Genomic DNA, 15,346 nt, shown 5'->3' on the forward strand with positions numbered 1-15,346 from the left:
CGCTCCCACACCGCGGGCCCGCCTGCGCGGACCGGAGACCAAGATCATCTAGCTGGGGAGGCACGCCACGCTCGCGCTCACCCGGAAGCCGCCGTCCGGCATCGGCCCGGCGTCCACCGTCCCGCCGACCTCGGCCAGGCGTTCCCGCAGGCCGGAGAGCCCGTTCCCGGACCCGGGGACACCGCCGCGGCCGTTGTCGGTGATCTCCAGCCACGTCTCCCCCAGCCGCACCTCGCACCGGGTGGCGCCGCTGTGCCGGAGCACGTTGGTGACCGCCTCGCGCAACACATACCCGAACGGGGTACGCAGATCGGGTCGGACGGTGTCGACCGCGTGCGGGAACTCGGCGGTCACGTTCGCCGCCCGCAGCGCCGCCCGCGCCCCCACCAGCTCAACGGACAGGGCCACCTCCCGGTAGCCCGAGACGGTGGCCCGCACGTCCTGCATCGCCTGCCGGGACAGGTCTTCGACCTCCCGGACCTCGACCAGCGCCCGATCCAGGTCGCCCGAGCTCTCCAGCACCCGCCGGGCCAGCCCCGCCTTGACCGTGATGGTGGTGAGGCTGTGCCCGAGCAGGTCGTGCAGGTCGCGGGCCACCCTGGCCCGCTCGTCGGCGGCGGCCAGGGTGGCGATCTCGTCCTTGGCCGCCCGCAGCGCCCGCACGGTCCTGGCGAGCTGGCCGATGAACCCGACGCTCATCGAGACGGACACCAGCGTCACCAGCGTGCCCCAGTCGTCGCCCAGGTGGCCGGTGATCGTCAAGATCACGCCGAACACCAGGATCACGCCGCCGTCGAGGGCCAGGACCAGCGGGATCGGCAAGATGATCGCCACCAGGGCGGTGGCGTAGACCAGGATCGCGGTGTAGTCCAGGCCCGCCCCGAACACCACCGCGATCCCCAGCACCAGCAAGCCCGTGCAGAGCGCGACCCGACCGCGGTCGGATGCCTTGTCCAGCAGAACCGGCAGGACCAGGTAACCCAGCCCGTAGCACACCACCCCGGCGACCAGGACGACCTTGACCCAGGTCGGGTGGTTGTCCCGGGTGACCTGGTAGCCGACGGTGGGCAGGAAGGCCAGCACGAAGAACACGCCGATCACCCACCAGCCGCGTCCGGGCCGCCCGCTCCCCATCCCGATCTCCTGCCCGCTCACGGTGCTCAACGGTACGGCTCAGACCCGCGCCGTGTCGGCCCGGAACCGGCGCATGACCACCAGGCCCAGCCCGACCGTCCACGCCACCAGGACCAGCACGGTCGTGCCCGCGTCGATGTCGTGCATGACCACGTCCCGGCCGATACCGCCGTACCAGTAGCTGGGCAGCACGTGCGCGATGTCGCGCAGCCAACCCGGCATCTGCTCCGGCGGGAACCACAGCCCGCCGCCGATGCTCAGCAGCATGAAGGTGGCGCTGCCGATGGCCTGCACGCTGTCCCCGGTCGCGACCTGGCCGATCAGCACCCCGAGCACAGCGAACGGGATCAACGCGACCCAGGTGCCCAGCACGACCTGCAGCCACTGCGCCGGGTTCAGGCTCACCCCGGTCGCCAGGCCGATGACGTCCACCAGCAGGATCGGGCCGAGCGCGACGACCATGCCGCAGATGGCCTTGGCGATCATGTACCCCGACGGGGACAGCGGCGTCAGCCGCAACTGCCGCTGCCAGCCAAGGGACCGCTCGACGGCGATCCTGGTACCGGTGGAGACGCACGCGGTGAGCCCGCCGAACCCGGCCATCCCCGCCATCAGGACGGTCTTGGCGTCGGGGTCGGAGTTCGCGTACATCGACGAGAACAGCAGGTAGAAGATCACCGGGAAGCCCACGGTGAAGATCATGAAACGCGGCGAGCGGAGCGACCGCCGCAGTTCGAGGAACAGGTACGTGGTGTTCATGCCGACTCCTGCGCGGTGAGCGCGAGGAACGCGTCCTCAAGGCCGACCGCGGTGATCTCGATGTCGCTGGCGAGGGGGAACTGGGTGAGCAGGGCGCGCAGGGCGGCGTCCGAGTCGACGCAGGCGAGGGTGATCCGACCGGCGCGGACCTCGGCGTCGCGCACCCCCGGCAGCACCCGCAACGCGCCCACCTCGGCGCCGGGCACCACGGCGGTGATCGTCCGCCCGGACACGGTGGCCCTGATCTGGGCGACCGACCCGTCCGCGGCGACCTTGCCCGCCCGCATCAGCACCACCCGGTCGGCGAACTCCTCGGCCTCTTCCAGGTAGTGCGTCGCGAACAGCACGGTCCGGCCGGTGCTGGTGTACTCGCGCATGGCCCGCCAGAACTGGCGGCGCGTCTCCACGTCCATCGCGACCGTCGGCTCGTCCAGCACGAGCACGTCCGGGTCGCTGACCAGGGCCAACGCGAACCGCACCCGCTGGCGCTGACCACCGGAGAGCTTCCCGCAGCGGCGCCCGACCAGGTCCGCGACCCCGGCCCGGTCGAGTGCCTTGGCGACCGGCAGCGGCTTGGCGTACAACGCGGCGACCAGGGCGATGGTCTCCCCGACGGTCGCGTCCGGCAGCAACGCGCCGTCCTGCAGCATCGCGCCGATGGTCCCGGACCGCACCGCGTCCCGCGGCGCCTGCCCGAACACGGTCACACTCCCCGAGTCCGGCTTGGACAGCCCCAACAACATGTCCACAGTGGTCGACTTGCCCGCCCCGTTGGGCCCGAGCAGGGCGACGACCTCACCCGGGGCGATGACGAGGTCGATCCCGTCAACCGCCCGCACGTCCCCGAAGTGCTTGCGCAGCCCGTCAATCCCGACGGCCGCGCCCGGTGGTGTTGCGTTCATGGGAAGAACTGTGCCGCACCACCGGGCCCACAACCTGGTCTACGCGTCACGACCTCGCCATGACAGGTGTCATGGCGAGGTCTGGACCACTAGGGCGTGTCCTCAAAGCTGGTGTGGTTGACCTGGTTTGATCCTGGGTCGTGATCCGCAGGCACGAGTTGACCGATGAGCAGTGGCAGGCGGATGAGCAGTGGCAGGCGATCGAATCGTTGTCGCCCGCCTCGGGCGTGAAGGGGCGTCCGCGTGTGGACGACCGGCGAGTGGTCAACGGGATGCCGTTCAAGGCCAAGACGGGGTGTGGCGTGCCGGGACCTGCCGGAACGGTACGGGCCGTGGAAGACGGTGTACAACCGGTTCCGGCGCTGGTCGCGCAACGGTGTCCTGACCACGCTGGTGTCGAGGGTCCGGGTGATCGCCGAGGCCGTCGACGAACCCGACCGTGAGGTCCCGGTGGATTCCAGCATCGTGCGGGCGCATCAGCACGCCGCCGGCGCCCGCCGCGCGACCGCGTCCCACACAGGGGGCCGGACGGATCGCGCGGCGGGCACGGTGAGCCAGACGATCATGCCATCGGCCGCTCCCGCGGCGGACCCACCACCAAGATCCACCTCGCCCGCGACGGCCACGCACGACCACTGTCGGTCGTGCCGACCGGCGGCAACGTCAACGACCGCACCCAACTCACCCGGGTCATGGCCGGCATCACGTTCCGACGACCGGGTCCGGGCCGCCCGGCGACCAGACCGGGCCGCGTCCTCGCCGACAAGGGCCACTCCACCAAGGCCATCCGCGACCACCTGCGCCGACGAGGCACCCCGGCCACCATCCCGGAACGCCGCGACCAACAAGACAACCGCAAACGCAAAAGCCGCGCCGGCGGACGACCACCGGCCTTCGACCGCACCGCCTACACACGCCGCAACGTGGTCGAACGCTGCTTCAACCGACTCAAACAGTTCCACGCCATCGCCACCAGATTCGACAAGACCGCCACCTCCCACCGAGGCATGATCGACCTGGCCACCCTCACGATCTGGCTTTGAGGACAGGCCCTAGTGCACCCGACAACGCGGCCCACACCTGCCGACCGCGCGCACCCGACGCCGTTCGTTGTCCGCGGCGACGTCGAACACGCGGACTACCCCCTGGTGCGACAGGCCCGGCAGCAACCGGGCCCCGCGTTGACCGTGGCAGCCAAGACCGCAGGATCACACCGCAACCACCCAGCTCCACCGGTCGCGGCGTCGGGCTCAGCATTGCCACACGGCTCAGCACCCCAGAACGCCACTCGCCGCCCCACACCCATGGCCCGAAGTTATCCACAGGTCTTGCGCGACCTCACCACTTTTGCTTCAGGACCGGTAGACTGGCCTCGGGGACGCCCCCCGGGAGGGTGGGGGCACGCCGGGACGGCGGGGGGCCTCGCCGCCAGCACTGAACCCGACCACCTGGCCATGTTCTTCCCGGCGATACCCGGATCGCGAGTGAGTACCCGGCGCTGTTCGGTGACCTGCGGGCCGCGCTCACCGCCCACCCCCTCTCCGCCGCCCGCCCCGTCAAAGGCGGGAACGAGGCCGGGCGAGGGGGTGGACGGCAGGAGAGAGTGCTACAGGCTCTTTTCCAGGCGGGTCGCGAGGAGACGGACGAACTTGGTCGGGTCGGCGAGTTCCCCGCCCTCGGCGAGCAGGGCCATGCCGTAGAGCAGTTCCGCCGAGTCGGCGTCGGCGCGGTCTTCGGACTGGGCGGTGCGCAGGGCGGTGACCAGCGGGTGGGCCGGGTTCAGCTCCAGCACCCGCTTGACCTGCGGCACCTCCTGCCCCATCGCCCGGTACATCTTCTCCAGGGTGGGGGTGAGGTCGAACTCGTCTCCGACCACACAGGCCGGTGACGTGGTCAGCCGGGAGGACAGCCGGACCTCCTTCACGCTGTCCGCCAACTGCTCCCCCATCCAGGTCAACAGGCCGGCGAACTCCTCGGCGCGCTTCTCCGCGTCGGCTTTGTCCTCATCGGAGTCGAGGTCGACCTGTCCCTTCGCGACGGACTGCAGCTTCTTGCCCTTGACCTCCGGCACCGACCCGACCCACATCTCGTCGATCGCGTCGGTGAGCAGCAGCACCTCGTAGCCCTTGGCCAGGAACGCCTCCAGGTGCGGGGAGTTCTCCAGCGCCGACCGGGACTCGCCGGTCATGTAGTAGACGTGCTCCTGGCCGTCCTTCATCCGCTCCACGTACCCGGCGAGCGTGGTCAGCTTCTCCGGGTCGTCGGTGGACGCGAACGAGGCGATGTCCAGGATGGCGTCGCGGTTGTCGACGTCGTCGAGCAGGCCCTCCTTGACCGCCCGGCCGAACTCCGACCAGAACGTGTCGTAGGACTCGGGCTTGTCCGCCATCATCGACTTGACCGTGCTCAGCACCTTCTTCACCAGGCGCCTGCGCATCAGTTGGATCTGCCGGTCCTGCTGCAGGATCTCCCGCGACACGTTCAGCGACAGGTCCTGCGCGTCCACGACCCCCTTGACGAACCGCAGGTACTCCGGCATCAACTCTTCGCAGTCGTCCATGATGAACACCCGCTTGACGTAGAGCTGCACGCCCCGCTTGCGGTCCCGCATGAACAGGTCGAACGGCGCCCGCTGCGGCAGGAACAACAGCGCCTGGTACTCGAACACGCCCTCGGCGGCCAGCCGGATCGTCTCCAGCGGCGCGGTCCAGTCGTGGCTGACGTGCTTGTAGAACTCGGTGTACTCGTCCTCGGTCACCTCGCTCTGCGGCCGCGCCCACAGCGCCTTGCGCGAGTTGACCACCTCGGCGTCGCCGCCCCCGTCCGGCTCGATCCGGATCGGCCAGGTGATGAAGTCCGAGTACCGGCGCACGATCTCCACGACCTTCGCCCGCGAGGCGTAGTCGTACAGGTGCTCCTCGGTGTCCTCCGGCTTCAGGTGCAGCGTGACGGCCGTGCCCTGCGCGGCGTCCTCGACCGGCTCGATCGTGTAGGTGCCCTCGCCGGTCGACTCCCAGCGGGTACCGGTGGCGTCCCCCGCCTTGCGGGTCACCAGGGTGACCTTGTCGGCCACCATGAAACTCGAGTAGAACCCGACGCCGAACTGGCCGATCAGGTCCTGCTGGTTCTCCTTGAGCTTGCGCACGAACTCGGCGGTTCCCGACTTGGCGATCGTGCCGATGAGCGAGACGACCTCGTCCCGGGTCATCCCGATCCCGTTGTCCCGCACGGTCAGGGTGCGCGCGGCCCGGTCGATCTCCAGGTCGATGTGCAGGTCATCGGTGTCGACCTGGAGATCCTTGTCCCGGAACGCCTCCAACCGCAGCTTGTCCAACGCGTCCGACGCGTTGGAGACCAGCTCGCGCAGGAACGTGTCCTTGTTCGAGTAGATCGAATGGATCATCAACTGCAGCAACTGGCGAGCCTCGGACTGAAACTCGAGCGTCTCGACATTCGCGGTCACGGGTGAAACCTCTCCTCAGGCCTGTCGAACAGCCCCGGCATCGTAGCGAAGCACCCCAACCCCCCACGCGGGTTCCACCCACCCCATCACCCGACCGGCCCTCCCTCCCTGCGCGGTTCGTGACCCACCGCACAACCCTCCTGCCGCTCGCGGCTCTGGGGCACCAGGTCCTGACGCAAGAGCGACCTCATGCCAGGGACGTCAACTCCTCAAGCAGTCGCGCCGCTGCAGTGGTCGCAGGCTCCACGAGGGGGCCGGGGGTTGGCCCTTTCTTGGCGAGACGGATCACATTCGAGCAGAACAAGAGTTGAGCCAGTCGGCCCGAACGTGAGCTCAAGTCGGCCGCGAACTCTCGTTGTATTCGATTCGCGACCCCCGGCACCGGCAATGAATGGCCCCAAAGTATTGCCGCGTCGTACCCGCGCGGTGCCACGCCCCAACTCTCCCAGTCGAGTATGTAGCACTGCGGTGCTGTGACGTTGCCCCAATGCATGTCACCGTGAGCCGTCACCCATTCCGTGATCGTGGTGTCGGCGCCACTCGCTCCGAACACCTCGGCAATCCGCTTACCCAGGTGCTCCTGACCCATCACGACGCGGCGGGTTTCGTGCTTTGCCAGATGGCCCAAGGAGTTCCGAAGATCGTCCCACCATTCGTCGCTGAGCCCCGGGTCATCGGTGAGCACGCCTGTACCCGCCACTGCGGCCGCCTGGACCAGTTCCGACTCGTCCGCCCGCCACACAACGTCCCGCCGCGCGTCACACCAGCGGTGCGAACGGAGCAGCGCCGGCTTGCGAACGCCCGTGAGTGCGGAAGCGAACTCCACGCTGACCCAGCCGCCGTCAACCACCGTCGACCTCCGCCAGGTCAGGTGCACCCAGGTGTTGTCACTACTGGGGAAACCGATAGTCGCACCCTGCGTGCCATAGCTGGATTCCTGGCGGATCAACCGAACTGCCAGCGCCTTTTCGGCCGTGGCCAGCACATCGGCAATGTCTTGGGTACGCAGATTATATCCGTCGAAGTCCACCTGCCGAAGGCTACTCACCAAAGCACCCGCGAACATGACAGGTGCCCATTCGCCCACAGTTGCCCACAAGCCACCGAGCTGTCCACAGCGCACCGCTGCCGCCCTTGACAACTCGCCCAAGGCCGTAAGCTCATGAATGGGCACCTGACCCCCGGGTGGGTGGCCCCTGCCTGGCGGCCGGATGACGGAAAGTCAAGCGCTGGGCCGGGTGAACCTCGTACCGCCGGGCCGGGTGGGCTCGCGCCGCTGGCCGAGTGAAACCTCGGGCGGGTAGACCTCGCGCCGCCAGACCGGTGGGCCGCACGCGGCTGGGCCGAGTAAACCTCAGGGCGGATGGACCCGTATCGCCGAGCTGGGTGAACCTCGTACTGCCGGGCTGGGGGTGGACTCGCGTTGCCGAGCCGGGTGGACCTCGCGGGGCTGGGCCGAGTGAACCCCGGGGCAGGTGGGCCTCAGGGCGGATGGACCTCGCGGGGCTGGGTGAGCCTCGCCGCTGGGCCGAGTGAAAACTTGGGCAGGTGAGTATCGGGGCAGGCAAATATGGCAGCGGGTGGCGTCGCGGTGGGTGAGTCTCGGGGCGGATGGACCTCCGGGCGGTGAACGTCGCGGCGGGTGCGTCTGGGCCGATGGGGCAGGCAGCCGGTGGAATGCACCGGGTCGGAAGAGTCGATCAGTGGACCGGTACAGGCCGAACCGGTCAACGACGGAACCAAGACCGGCCGAACTGGTCAACGAATGGACGAGTATCGGCCGAATCGGTCAGTGAATCGACCCGCGCCGAGCGAACCGAGTAGCAGGCGAAACCAGGTCGGACATGCTTCGGCAGATGAGCCCAGGCAGAGCGGTCGCGGGGCTTGGCTCTTGCTGAACGGCCCGGCGGCTCTGTGGGCGGGGGGCGCCGCCCACAGAGCGGTGGGTCAGCCGGTCAGGGACTGCATGTGGGTGATCTCGGTTTGCTGCGCCTCGATGATGTGGTGGGCCATGGCCTTGGCGTCCGGGTTGGTGCCGGTGGTGAGTTCGGTGTGGGACATGGTGATGGCGTTCTCGTGGTGCGTGATCATCAGGGTCAGCCAGCGCCGGTTGAAGGCGGGGCCGGTGAGGGATTCGAGGGCGCCCTTGTCGTCCATCGGCATGGTGTGGGTGGGGGCGTTCCAGGCGGTCAGCCAGCCGGTCATGGTGGTGATCTCGATGTCCTGGGCGGCGGCGATGTGGTGGGCGAGGTCGAGGACGTCCGGGTTGGTGGTGCGGGCGTCGACCAGGCGGGACATGGTGATGGCGTCGGCGTGGTGCGGGATCATGCCTTGGGCGAAGGCGATGTCGGCGGCGTTGTGGTCGGGACTGGGGGTCGACGCGCACGCCGAGAGGGTCAGGGTGGCGAGCGCCGCCCCGACCAGGGTCTTCCTGATCATGGGAGTCCTTGCGTGAGTTCGGAGGTGGGCGGGTGGGAACCCGCCGGTCAGCGCCGGGACACGCAGAGGGAGACCAGTAATCGACCTGGTGGTGGCGCGCGGGGCGTGGTCACGAACCGCGACGAGCGGGTGCCGGGCACGGCGGCGGAACCCGTCACCAACAGCAACCACAGCACCACGAGCCCGACGGCGGCGACCAGCACGGCCAGGCACAGATGCAGCAGGTCGTGCCCGGCCATCGCGTCGGCGTCCACCGAGGGGCCGTCCACCGAGACCGCGACGGACATCACCGGGTCGGACGTGGTCATGTGGTGCATGCCGACCACGCCGAGCAGCACCGCGCACAGCAGCGCCCACCGCGCGATCGACTTGGCCACGCACCCAATGTAGGGCCGGGTCGCCGTCGGGGGGACGGCGACCCGGCGGTGGTCACGGGAGCGGGGTGAAGTTCCCGGCCCCGTCGTTGACGTAGCGCTTGGTGACGATCGAGTAGTCCGGCTGCGGGGTGTCGACGGTGACGTCCGGGTACTGGTCGCCGTTGTTGTCGGCCAGGTACACCTTGAACTGCGGCCCGGACCCGGAGATCGACCCGAGGGTCAGCGCCGGGCGGTTGCCACCGTAGAGGAGCTTGGCGCTGCGGGTGCCGCAGTCCAGCGCGGCCAGCATGTCCTGGCCGCCGTCACCGTCGAAGTCCGCGAGCACGTACTGCGGCGCCCGCCCGGTGCACTCGCTGATCGACCCGGGCACGAGGTCGCCGGTCGACGTGGTGTTGAACGAGCGCAGCCGCCAGTACTGGTCGCTGTAGACCCACACGTCGCCGCGGCCGTCGCCGGTGAAGTCGGCCTGCTGCACGAAGTTCGGGTCCGGCACGCCCGCGTACTTGCCGACCACGGTGATCGCGTTGTTCTCCAGGCGGAGCGCGACGAGGCCGGCGTCCCCGTCGTTCCAGAAGTTGGTCGTGACCAGTTCCTTCACGCCCCCACCGAGGTCGACCAGCTCACCCATGCTCGCGCAGTACGGCTCATAGGACACGGGCGACTCGTAGAGGTAGGTCTGCCCCCAGTCGTAGCCGCCGCCCGGCTTCCCTGGCTCGACGACGACCATGCAGTTGTTGTCCCAGGCCCGACCGAACGTGATCCGGTCCGGCAGCGAGTCGCCGGTGATGTCCCCGATCACCGCCTCGTCGTTGCCGCCCGCGGTGGCGGTGGCCGGGATCAGGACGGTCAACGCGACCGCGGACAGCGCCGCGACGAGCTTGCGCATCACGGCACCTCGGTGAAGTTGCCCGCGCCGTCATTAAGGAAGTGCCGCACGGTGGTGGTGGCGCCACCATAGGTGAACAGGGTGACGTCAAGGAACTCGTCGCCGTTGTAGTAGCCCGAGAACACGTCGTACGACAGGCCGCCGTTCAGGTCGTGCGCGAAGACGACCGGCGCGGACTTCTTCGCGAGGTACAACTCGGCGTAGTTGTCGATGAAACCACACTGCCGGGTGACGAGGAAGTCCTGGCCACCGTCACCGTCGAAGTCGCCCAGCGAGTACCGCGGCACCGGCGGGCTGGAGCACGCGTTGATGTGGCCCAGCTCGATGGTCCCGTTGGCGGCGTTGTGGAACGACTGCAGCCGCTGGCTCTCGTCACTGGACTCCCAGATGTCCAGGCGCCCGTCCCCGTCGAAGTCCACGGCGCGGATCGTGCTCGGGAAGCTGACGCCCGGGTAAGTGGCGACGTACTTGATCACATTGTTCACCCGGCGCAGCACCAACAGCCCCTTGGAGCCGTCGTACCAACTGAACCCGGTCGTGACGATCTCGGGCTTCCCGTCACCCCCCAGGTCGACAACCACCCCCATGTCCGGGCAATACGGCCGCGCGGTCTGCGGCGAGGTGTACGTCGAGGTCACCGCGGCACCGAAAGTCCCATCGGCCCGCCCGTAGGCGACCTGGACGGAACACGTGTGGTCGCTGGAACTGCTCGGCTCCGGCCCCAACGTCACCTTGTCGGCGATGTGGTCCCCATTCACATCACCCACGATCGGGTTGCGGCTCGCCAGGGTCGAGTGCGTGTGCGGGTGTACCCCCGCCACCGGAGCCGCCGAAGCAGGCCCCGCCACCGTGGTCACGGCCAGCGCGGACAACACAACCGCCGATAAGACAGCTCTCGTCGCGGATCTCAGCTTGCGCATGGTCTCCCCATCATCCGGCGGCCACAGGGTTCGCGGCCGTCCACCCGCCCTGATCGCGACACACCGCCCAAACGTTCTTACCCCACACCAAAATTCGACCGTCCGGTCTAGGAAACCCTTACCCCCCATCGCAAACGGTCTTCCCCACTCCCCAATACGGTCCACGCCTCCCCACCCACCCACGCGGCCCAAACACCACCACCCCTACCCACCCCCAAACTTCGTCACCACCCGACACATCCCCACCCTCGCCGCCAAACCCCCCACAGCCCGGCCCCCACCCTTCCCGGGGGGCGTCCCCGAGGCCAGTCTACCGGTGCCCCATGATCATCAGGGATTGGTGGTGCGGGCTGTGGACAAGCAGTCGGAGTGTGGACAACTCCACGGCCGAACAGGACTCCCAGGCGACCGATCCGTTTGCGGTTGATCTCCCCCGTCATCCAGCGGCAGCGGGGTCGAGGGGGCTGGAGCGTGATCCGGAGTCTCGGCATGGTCCAGGCCCACACGGCGCACCCGAGGCCCAGCACCGACCGCCGCCAACGGGATTCGGAAGTCGACCACGCTCACCAGCCACGCGCCCAGCGCCAGAGCGAGCGCGTTCGGCGCGTACGTCATCGCGCCCCCGACACCAACCAACGCCAGCGCGCCTGCTGCGGAATACACGAGTGGGCGCGGGATATCGCATACCGTCGCGGACGGGGGTGCGGATCATGGGTTTATCAGGCAATGACGGTCACAAAAACAAACACATTGACGCGGCCGCGACAAAGGTGAATGCGTCGAGGCCCGCCACTCCACACAGACCCACGCCGACGAGTGGAGCGGTCAATGTGGCACTCCACCCGCCCCCAAACCCCCCCACAGCCCGGCCCCCACCCTTCCCGGGGGGCGTCCCCGAGGCCAGTCTACCGGTACCCCATGATCATCAGGAGTGGACGCCCAGACCTGTGGACGGCCATGCGCGGTGTGGACAACTCGGTCGTCGACCACAGCACCACAGGTGGGCGATCCGGCTGGTTGATGGGCCGAACCCACCAGCCGGATGTGACCAAGTCGGGGGTCCGTGGCTGGCATACATCATCGACCGCGGGTACGGGGCCAATGCCGGGACTTCGCGATCCGTCGTCAAGCCGATTCCGGAAACGATGATCGGGCCTGGGGTGCGCGATCCCGGGACCACACCCCCTATACCCAGGTGGCGATCATGCCGCAAACCCTTGTCACGTTGGGTGATCGTGAGGTGGGGCTGGCGATTTCGTGGGCCATTGCGTGAACATCGGGTGTGAGGTCTGGATCACTTTGGCCCGCCACCGTAGGAACGGGGATATGACTCGACTGCAGCGAAGGACCTTCCTGATCGGTGGTCTGGCGAGCGCGGGTGTCGTGCTGGCGAGCGGGGGGTTGGCCACCGCGGTGGCGTACCCGTTCACGTTGGGTGTCGCCGCTGGTGAGCCGGTGGCCGACGGGTTTGTCATCTGGACCCGGTTGGCGCCGAGTCCGCTCAACGCCGACGGGTTGGGTGGGATGGGCACAGCCAATGTGGATGTGGAGTGGCAGGTCGCCACCGACCAGAACTTCACCCAACTGGTCCGTACCGGCACCTACACCGCGAGCCAGGCGTGGGCGCACAGCGTGCACGTGGAGGTCTCCGGGTTGCAGCCGGGTGCCGTGTACTTCTACCGGTTCCGCGCGCAGGGCCAGATCTCGCCGGTGGGTCGGGCCAGGACCGCGCCCGCGGTCGGGACGAGCCCGGCGTTGACGATGCTGTTCACGTCGTGTTCGCACTACGAGGCCGGGTACTTCACCGCGTACCGGCGGATGGCCGAGGACAACCCGGACCTGATCCTGCACCTGGGCGACTACATCTACGAGGGCGGCGCGGGTTCCGGCGTGCGCAAGCACCAGCCGAGCACCGAGATCACCAGCCTGGCCAACTACCGGGTGCGGCACGCGCAGCACAAGTCGGATGTCGACCTGCAGGCCGCGCACGCCGCCGCGCCGTGGGTCGTGGTGTGGGACGACCACGAGGTGGAGAACAACTACGCCAACCTGGTCCGCGCCGACTCCTCCCCCGCCGGGGACTTCGCGGCCCGGCGGGCGGCGGCGTACAAGGCGTACTACGAGCACATGCCGCTGCGGGCGGCGCAGGCCCCGTCCGGGTCGAACCTGCAACTGTACCGGCGGTTGCGGTGGGGCAGCCTGGCCACGTTGCACATGCTCGACACGCGGCAGTACCGCGACGACCAGGCGTGCGGCGACGGGTCGAAAGTGTGCCCGGCGGCGGACGACCCGGGGCGCACGATCACCGGCGCGGCGCAGGAGTCGTGGCTGCTCGACGGCCTGGGGCAGCGGCTGGCGACCTGGGACCTGATCGGGCAGCAGGTGTTCTTCGCACAGATGCTGCAAAGTTCGGCGGGCGCGCGCAACATGGACGCCTGGGACGGGTACACCGCGAACCGGGGTCGCATCACGTCCGGCTGGCAGGCGCGCGGCAACACCCCCGTGGTGCTGACCGGCGACGTGCACCGGCACTACGCGGCCAACATCATGGCCGACTACGGCACGCAGAACAAGGTCATCGGCACCGAGCTGATCAGCACGTCGATCACTTCCGGCGGCGACGGAAGCGCGTCGGAGACCGGCACGTCCAGCCTCAACCCGCACATCAAGTTCTACAAGAACCAGCGCGGCTACGTCCGCACCGTCACCTCGTCGACCGAGATGCACGTCGACTTCCGTGTGCTGGACAAGGTGACCACTCGGGACTACCCGGTCAAAACCGCGCAGAGCTACGTCATCGAGGCCGGGAACCCCGGCCTGCAGGCGCCGTGAACAGGAGAACCATGCGTGCACTGCTCGTAGCGGGCGCGACCGCCGCCTGCACCGTCCTGTTCGCGGGCATCGCGGCCGCCGACGGCACCACCCCGGCCGACATCACCTGGACCACCGCGAACTCCGACTCCACCGGCGACCAGGACAACTCAGCCGTCGCGACTGTCCGAACGGGATACACAGCCGTCGTCTGGGAGGACGACCGCGACACGACCGCCCCGGAGGACAACGCCCACAGCGAAGTCTACTTGCGACTGTTCAAGAACGGCGTTTCGCAGTACGAGAAGAAGCTGTCGGCTGGGGGAACCGGCAACTGGCGGCACATCCAGCCGGACGTAGCCCTGCACGAAGACGGCACAGCGGTCGTGGTGTGGTCGGAGGACCCGGATGCCAACGGGTACTACAACATCGCGGTCCGCACGGTGAATACTTCGGGCACCGTAACAGGTTCCGCGACCGCCAACGCCAGTTTCGATGGTCAGCAAACAAATCCCGCCGTCGCCGCCAACCCCGACGGCCCAGGTTTCGCGGTGGCGTTCGAAGACAAGCAGGGTACCGCCGCACCGACCGTCCGCCTGTCCGGTTTCGCTTCCATCGGTTCCAAGACGTACGAGGTCCAGGTCAACAACGCAGGCGGAACACACCAGCGCCCCGACGTCGCCATGGGCGCGGCAGGCAACGCGATCGTGGTGTGGGACGAAGACGGAGATGCCAACGGCTCATTCAACATCGGCCGAAAGATCGTCACCCCGACGGGCACGGTGAAGCTGGCACAGGGCGTGGCCAACGCGACAACCACCGGACAACAACACCACGCCTCAGTCGCCGCGAACTTCAACGGCGACTTCGCCGTCACTTGGGAAACGGACGGCGGCCAGACCGGGACCCGGTCATTCACCGCCACCGGCACCCCCCGAACCACCACCGACACCCCACTCCCCGGAACCGACCCCCAAATCGGCATCGACGACCAACTGTCCGTCGTAGTGGCCTGGACCGACGCAGCAGACGTGTACGCGCAAGGCCTGAACCCCGACGGAACCACCACCGGCCGACTCCCCCGCCTGCGGGTCCACACCGTGATCACCGGAAAGCAAAACGAACCTGGCCTCGCGGTAAACCCATTCGGCCAAATCACCCTCACTTACACAGACGACAACGACGGCAACGGATTCGACCAAATCTACCTCGGAACCGGACTGGCCAACTCCACCTGGTAACCCCCCAATCCCCGCTCCGGCTCGGGCACCGGGAGACCCCGAGTCGGAGCGGTTCCATAATTCCCTCCCGGCCCGGCCCGCCATGCGACAATCGACACAACTCTCCCACACTCCAATACCACCCCCAAACCGCCGCGCGAACACCCACCACACATTCTCGCGCCACGCGCCCAAAAACCCGCCCTATATCGACGAAGCACCACACCTGCACCGCGCCCCTCGAAATCCCCACGCAAATCAACGAAGCGCTATCCCCGCACCGCGCCCCTCGAAACCCGACCCTCGTCGACGAAGCACCACACCCTGCACCGCACGCCAAAAAACCATTCCCTCATCGACGAAGCGCCACTCCCGCACCGCACCCCCAAAAAACCCACTCCTGATCGACGAAGCCCCACTCCCGCACCGCGCGCC

The 15,346-nt window shown here is 68.3% G+C and carries 11 protein-coding genes and 1 pseudogene; 3 read left to right on the plus strand and 9 right to left on the minus strand.

Translation table 11 applies throughout. The features are described from left to right. Positions 1-48 precede the first annotated feature (48 nt). Genes H504_RS37165 through H504_RS0126545 form a run of 3 tightly spaced genes read right to left on the minus strand, consistent with a single transcriptional unit; the run spans position 49 to position 2,795 of the window. Entirely contained in the window at positions 49-1,155 is a 1,107-nt protein-coding gene (locus tag H504_RS37165; RefSeq protein ID WP_157440651.1) for a sensor histidine kinase, read from the minus strand. 18 nt (positions 1,156-1,173) lie between these two features. Continuing rightward, positions 1,174-1,893, minus strand: a complete 720-nt coding sequence (locus tag H504_RS0126540; RefSeq protein ID WP_026425246.1) for an ABC transporter permease — start codon at positions 1,891-1,893, stop codon at positions 1,174-1,176. Then, the gene (locus H504_RS0126545) at positions 1,890-2,795 is read right to left on the minus strand and encodes an ABC transporter ATP-binding protein (protein ID WP_026425247.1); all 906 of its coding nucleotides are present in this window, start codon (positions 2,793-2,795) and stop codon (positions 1,890-1,892) included. Before H504_RS0126545 ends, H504_RS0126540 begins: the two co-directional genes overlap by 4 nt. 140 nt (positions 2,796-2,935) lie before the next feature. Here H504_RS0126545 and H504_RS40555 point away from each other — a divergent pair. After that, positions 2,936-3,838 (plus strand): annotated as a pseudogene (locus H504_RS40555) (IS5 family transposase). 563 nt (positions 3,839-4,401) lie between these two features. Here the strand turns inward: H504_RS40555 and htpG are convergent. The 6 genes from htpG to H504_RS0126580 form a co-directional block, all read right to left on the minus strand. Beyond that, positions 4,402-6,258: a molecular chaperone HtpG gene (gene htpG, locus H504_RS0126555; protein WP_026425249.1), complete on the minus strand. Its 1,857-nt coding sequence runs from the start codon at positions 6,256-6,258 to the stop codon at positions 4,402-4,404. A 187-nt stretch (positions 6,259-6,445) separates the two neighbouring features. Next, positions 6,446-7,288 (minus strand): phosphotransferase, encoded by an 843-nt coding sequence (locus H504_RS0126560; RefSeq protein ID WP_026425250.1) that lies wholly within the window; start codon positions 7,286-7,288, stop codon positions 6,446-6,448. Positions 7,289-8,205: 917 nt separating this feature from the next. Next, positions 8,206-8,697, minus strand: coding sequence for a DUF305 domain-containing protein (locus H504_RS0126565; protein WP_051386296.1), 492 nt, complete (start codon positions 8,695-8,697; stop codon positions 8,206-8,208). A gap of 47 nt (positions 8,698-8,744) precedes the next feature. Continuing rightward, complete coding sequence (locus H504_RS37170; RefSeq protein WP_051386297.1) at positions 8,745-9,074, minus strand: hypothetical protein; 330 nt, start codon at positions 9,072-9,074, stop codon at positions 8,745-8,747. 52 nt (positions 9,075-9,126) lie between these two features. Next, positions 9,127-9,960, minus strand: a complete 834-nt coding sequence (locus H504_RS0126575) for an FG-GAP repeat domain-containing protein (protein ID WP_026425252.1) — start codon at positions 9,958-9,960, stop codon at positions 9,127-9,129. Next, positions 9,960-10,880 (minus strand): FG-GAP repeat domain-containing protein, encoded by a 921-nt coding sequence (locus tag H504_RS0126580; protein WP_157440652.1) that lies wholly within the window; start codon positions 10,878-10,880, stop codon positions 9,960-9,962. The genes H504_RS0126575 and H504_RS0126580 overlap by 1 nt, the downstream gene beginning before the upstream one ends. A 1,326-nt stretch (positions 10,881-12,206) precedes the next feature. Here H504_RS0126580 and H504_RS0126585 point away from each other — a divergent pair. Then, positions 12,207-13,712 (plus strand): alkaline phosphatase D family protein, encoded by a 1,506-nt coding sequence (locus H504_RS0126585; protein ID WP_026425254.1) that lies wholly within the window; start codon positions 12,207-12,209, stop codon positions 13,710-13,712. Between the two features lie 11 nt (positions 13,713-13,723). Further along, positions 13,724-14,932 (plus strand): hypothetical protein, encoded by a 1,209-nt coding sequence (locus tag H504_RS0126590; protein ID WP_026425255.1) that lies wholly within the window; start codon positions 13,724-13,726, stop codon positions 14,930-14,932. Positions 14,933-15,346 lie beyond the last annotated feature (414 nt).

This window comes from Actinokineospora inagensis DSM 44258 (assembly GCF_000482865.1).
GTDB lineage: Bacteria > Actinomycetota > Actinomycetes > Mycobacteriales > Pseudonocardiaceae > Actinokineospora > Actinokineospora inagensis.